At 54.8% G+C, this 5,198-nt stretch carries 1 protein-coding gene; it reads right to left on the bottom strand.

What is annotated here, in order from left to right; genetic code table 11:
- Positions 1 to 284 precede the first annotated feature (284 nt).
- Positions 285 to 5,198, bottom strand: a 4,914-nt coding sequence (locus LGZ98_RS22835) for a hemagglutinin repeat-containing protein (protein ID WP_262978647.1), incomplete at its 5' end; no start/stop codon positions are given.

The following is a 5,198-nucleotide window of genomic DNA, read 5'->3' as shown; positions in this document are numbered from 1 at the left end:
CTAACAGCGGAGAAAATCCCAGCCCAGCGGCTGGGATTTTTGTCACTCAGATAATGGTTCCAAACTAAGTAGGTGAGCTTTTGCCTTTTCTATGATGTGCAAAAATTCATCATACCTGAACTCTAGAATATTATTGTCAGGATAAATAATAATATTCACTGATTTTTTGTCCTCCGATAATGATATTTCCCCCCACTGGACCCTATTAAAAGATAGCTCAGCATAAAGATCATCTCGGCCAGCGGAACTACCTACACTATATTCCAACATACTCTTCCTCTCTGTCATTTACTGGGCGGCTCACGGAATCCAATCAATTTTGTACCATCAGCATTAAATCGCAACGCTCGTCCATCAGGAGCAATTGCTTCAACTACAGCAATCCTCTGTTTATTTTCAAAAACAAACCTAGATTCTATTTTGGTATTTGGATTGCTTAGTATTTCACTAACTATAGTCTGAGCTTCCTTATTTAAAACAGATGCTTTCTGGCTAGAATATGAATACACAGAACCTTCCCTTCCCCCGTGCTTTTGTAATGCACGTCCAGCGTCCGTCAAGCCATTACGATTGGGGGTTGAAGCAGCTTGATTAAGATTATCCCTAGATGGAAGCCCACTATTGTTACGTGCATTTTCCTCATCTTGCGGTTCCCAACCATCTGGTGTTCCAGAACCGGTTCCACCATATTTAGCCTTTTCTTCATTTGTCAGATTTTTTCCCACATTTGGTTGGTTTTCACCATCTATATAATCTGACGAACATACCCGACCAAAAGAACATTGGGTGGCTTTATCTATAGACTCTCCCATTTCCTTCAATTTTTTGTCCAAAGCTGAAGCTATTGTCTGATTTGCTTCATTCACGGTTTCACCCGTGTTTGAACCCGCTATCGGTGGTGGTGGCATTGGTATAGCTAGGGCATTATTGTCAGTCGCGTTCTTCCCGGCCTGCGCCCCAGTGAGGGCACTGACGGTGGAGTCACCAGCAATACCGCCTGCCAATCCTGCTGCCAGGGTGGAAAGGGTGCTGATAGTTTGCTTCTGCTCCTCCGTTAATTCACTGACTTTGGCCCCGTCGCCGTAAAGTTGCTTTATCAGAACTTGAGCGGCCAGTTCACCCGAAGCCGCCCCGGCAGCACCCGCGAGCGCATTATTACCGCTGACTTCTGCCGCCACCGCGCCTAAAATCGCATGGGCCAGCGTATTGGCGGCGGTATCCACCTGATGGGTTTGCGGGTCCGTCGTCAGCGCTTTTATCACCCCGGCCAGATACGGTGAAGCCCCGCCGGCCAGCGCCTGACCGAGATTGTTCCCTGCCAAGCCCTGAATTGCTGCCGTGGCGGCCTGTAGGGCTTTCTGATAGGTTCCGCCGGTCCCCAAGCCCGAGTCATTCAGTGCCTGCGTGTAAGCGGTGTCATAAATTTGTTGATTGATATCCGCTGGCGAGGGGTCTTTATTACCTGCGTTGATCAATTTTTCTCTGGCTGCGGCTTTGTCCGGTTCACTGAGATGGTCCAGTTTCGCTTTCGCCGCTTTGGTGGCGATAATTTTCCCTTCCGTACTGGCTATCTCGGTCATTTGGGCGCTGAGTTCGCCAATCAGTTGCGCCTGTTTCAACCGTTGCTGTTCTTTTTCCTTATCAAATATCGGACTCAGGACATTGGCGGCGTTATCGGTATCGCGGCTGAGGGTCGCGACATCCTGCGTCTGATGCGCCTTATCTCGAATAATCAGGTTGCCGTCGCTGACCGCAGCGTGCGTGGTGGTGCTGTCATGGCCTGAGTTATGAGTCCCCGTCAGCGCATTGACTGCCAGATTATTCAGAACCTGACCGGCGGTCGGTTGGCCGAGGCTGACGCCCGCACTCTGCTGCTCAACAGTAAAGTCCGCTTTATTTTGAATGTCCTTGAAGCCCAGTGTCCCGGTGTTCAGGGTGTTTTTGGCTTTATCGGCGGTACTTGCTATCACCGCGCCGTCCAGTTGGGTGTGGTCGCCGACGTTAACCTGATAGCCGCTTTTGCCGGCAAACAGCCCGGTCTGCTCCTGCACGCTGTCATAGTTGCTGTGAAGTTTATTGCGGCTGGCATTGAGGCTCGCTGTACCGTTAGTGAGGGGACCCACGGTGGCACTGACGCCCACGCTGGCATTCTGTTGTTGGCTGTCATAGCGCTGGCTGTCCTGCTCGCTGCTGAGGGTCAGATGACGTTTCACGTCGGCGGTAATCTGCTCGCCGCTGACCTGAGCCCCTTTCAGCGTGGTATCCCGGCCACTGTTCAGCCCGACGGTCTGTCCCGCCTGTAACGTGGTGTTAGTGTGACTGACGCCGTTGCCGTTTTCACGGCCGTTGCCCCGACTGACATTGGCCGAGACGCTCAGACCGGTGCCCCCCGGTCCCGCAGTCAGGCCCACGCCCAGCGAGCTGCCGTGGCTGCTGTTTTTGCCGGTGGTCTGTTCGGTGTTCTGGCTGGATGAGAGCTGAATATCCCGGTTAGCATGGAGTTGCAGGTCTTTACCCGCCTGTAACTGGCTGCCCTGAATACGGATATCCCCGCTTTGATTTGATGCGCCTTTGCCATCCCCTTTGGCGGTTATGGTCAGATTATCCCCGGCAGTGAGATGGCTGCCCTGTTGAGTGGTCTGGCGGTGCTGCTGTTCTGAACGGGAAGATTGACGCCCGTAGGACAGGCTCACCCCGGCCAGATTGTTATTGCCTTTGTCGTCACTGCCCTGAGCCTCCGCCAGTCGGCCAGCCTGCACGGCCTGTACCCCGCTCAGCGCGACTTTAGTATTTTGCAGCGCTTTCACTCGTGGGTCACTTTCAGTGCGGGCGGTTCTGGCTGTTTGCACCGCGCTGTTGACGGCCCCGCCTGCGGCGCCACTCAGCGCCACGGTTAAGCCGCTCTGTTTTTGTTCGGTTTTTGTCGTGGTGTGATGGCGGTTTTCCGCACTGGTGATATCGACCTGTTGACCGGTCAGCGTCAGGTCTTTACCGGCAATCACCTCGCTGCCGTGAACCCGGAGCTGTTCTCCCGCTTTGAGGGTGACATTGCCCTGGCTGCTGCCGACCGTGCTGCCTTTACTCAGCTGGCGGTCACTGTCGGTGGTGGTTTTCTGGCTGGCCTGGCCTAATGTGAAGCCAATCCCGCCGGTCCCCATCAAACCGGATTTTTTCTCCTGCCGCAAATGAGTTTCATCGTGCGCTTCGGCTGCGGTGGTAACGGTGAGTTGATGACCGGCATTCAGGCTGACATCCTGCGTGCCCGCGACATTGCTGCCGAGGATATTCAGGTCTTTACCGGCCTGGAGATTGACCTTATCGCCACTGAATGTGGTGCTGAGCGCCTGTCGGTCATGCACTTCGTCGTGGGTTTCCACTGACGACTTCGACAGCCAGCCTTTGCTGGTTTGTTTACTGTGCTCCACTAAGTCGGATGAGGCCGTACCGGTGGTCAGCGTCAGGTTATTCCCGGCCTGCGCCGTCAGTTGTTGACCGGCGTTAACGTGGGCGGCAGTGGCGTTCAAATCCTGCCCGGCTTGCAATGTCACATCACCTGCGCCGGTTATCTGGCTGCCGATATCCTGTTGTTGGGTCAGATGGCGATAGTTATCTTTCCCCCAGTCGCCCTGTTCTGTGCGACGTGTACTTAAGGTGTCCAGCGTCAGGTTATGGCCTGCCGTTATCTCGGTGTGACCGTCTTTACCCGCATTCTTGACGTCACTGGCGGTTAATTGCACATTGTTAATGGCGCTCAGCGATAAGGTGCCCTTATCATTTTGCACATAGATGCCTGCCGGACGGTCCAGCCAGCGGTTTGCCCCATCCCCGCGCACAGTCGATGCGCTGGTGATATCCCGGCCTTTCAGGGTCACCCGGTCATCGCCCTGAATCTGGCCGCCCCGGTTGGTGAGCGTCTGTTGGGCCGCTAAATCCACTTTGCCGCCGCGAATAAAGCCGCTGTTGGTTAGATTGTTGGCGGTCAGTTGGGTGACGTCACGCCCGCTAATTGTGCCGCTGTTAGTGATATCGCCCTGACTGTTGAGCGCCACGGTATTCCCGGCCAGCAAAGCGCCGTCACTGCGCAGATCGCCCTGACGGACGCGGGCGTAAACCTGCGGCACGGTGACCACCTCGGTAGTGCCATCCGGCAAGGTGACGGTTTGGTTAGTCAACCAGATAATGTCTGAGGTCAGCAACGCCATCTGTGCCGGGCTTAAGGCGACGCCCGGCGTTAATTGCTGCTGTTTGCCAAAAGCGACACCGGCATCCATCAGCGCTTTAAACTGGGCTTCGTCGTTGTTGTAGCCCGGCAGATAGCGCTGGCCGGTCAGTTGGGTGATTTGGTCACGCACCAGACGCTGTTCGTAGAACCCATCGCCCAGGCGTTTGTGAACCAGCGCCGGGTCGTGCGTTAACTGTTGCCGCATGTAGTCCGAGCCGAGCCACTGTTTATACTGGGTAAATTTCGGGTCGGTCTCGACCAGATAGTGGCTGTCACTGCCCGGTTGCACGGTATACAGGCTGTTATTCGGCAGGCGGGTATCGGGCGTCACCACGCGTATCACCGGGTCGACTGTTTGCCCTTTGACGGTCTCCGGGGGCAAACTCAGTTCAAACGGCTGACCGGGCGGCAAGACCAGTGGCTGATTTTTGATACCGTTCACCGGCGTGACCGCTGTGGGGGCAGAATGTATCTGACCGGTTTGTCGGTCGGTAATCGTGATATCGGTACCCTGTGGACGGGTATGCGCCTGCCAGGCCAGCGTTTTCAGGTCAATCGTTTCTATCACTGGGGCGGGGGCATAATTGCTGCGGCTTTTTCCCTGCGAGGTTTTGGTGCCACCGAACCCGAACTTTTTGTGTTTGGTCTTTTTGGCGTACCAGTGAGTTTGGCGACCTTTATCGGTGGTGATACGTTCGCCCTGAGTGGCAATATTGTGCAGTTCGCCGATTTCTCCATCCAGCGCCCCGCCGGCGACAATCTGGCTGTCGTGATTAGTGACCTGCGCACTGTTGAGCGTGATATTACCCCCGGCCAGAATTTTACCGGGGTCGCTCTGTTTAACCTGAGTTTCCTTGACGGTGCGGGTGTACTGATATTCGTAAAAGTCATTACTGCGGCTGCCATCCGGCATGATGGCATCGTGCACTTTGTATTTATTGCGGTGGGAAGTGTCCACCTGTGACCAGTCATAGCG

Source organism: Photorhabdus kayaii (genome assembly GCF_025384895.1).
Classification (GTDB): domain Bacteria; phylum Pseudomonadota; class Gammaproteobacteria; order Enterobacterales; family Enterobacteriaceae; genus Photorhabdus; species Photorhabdus kayaii.
This window is presented reverse-complemented; position numbering and strand designations above follow the sequence as displayed.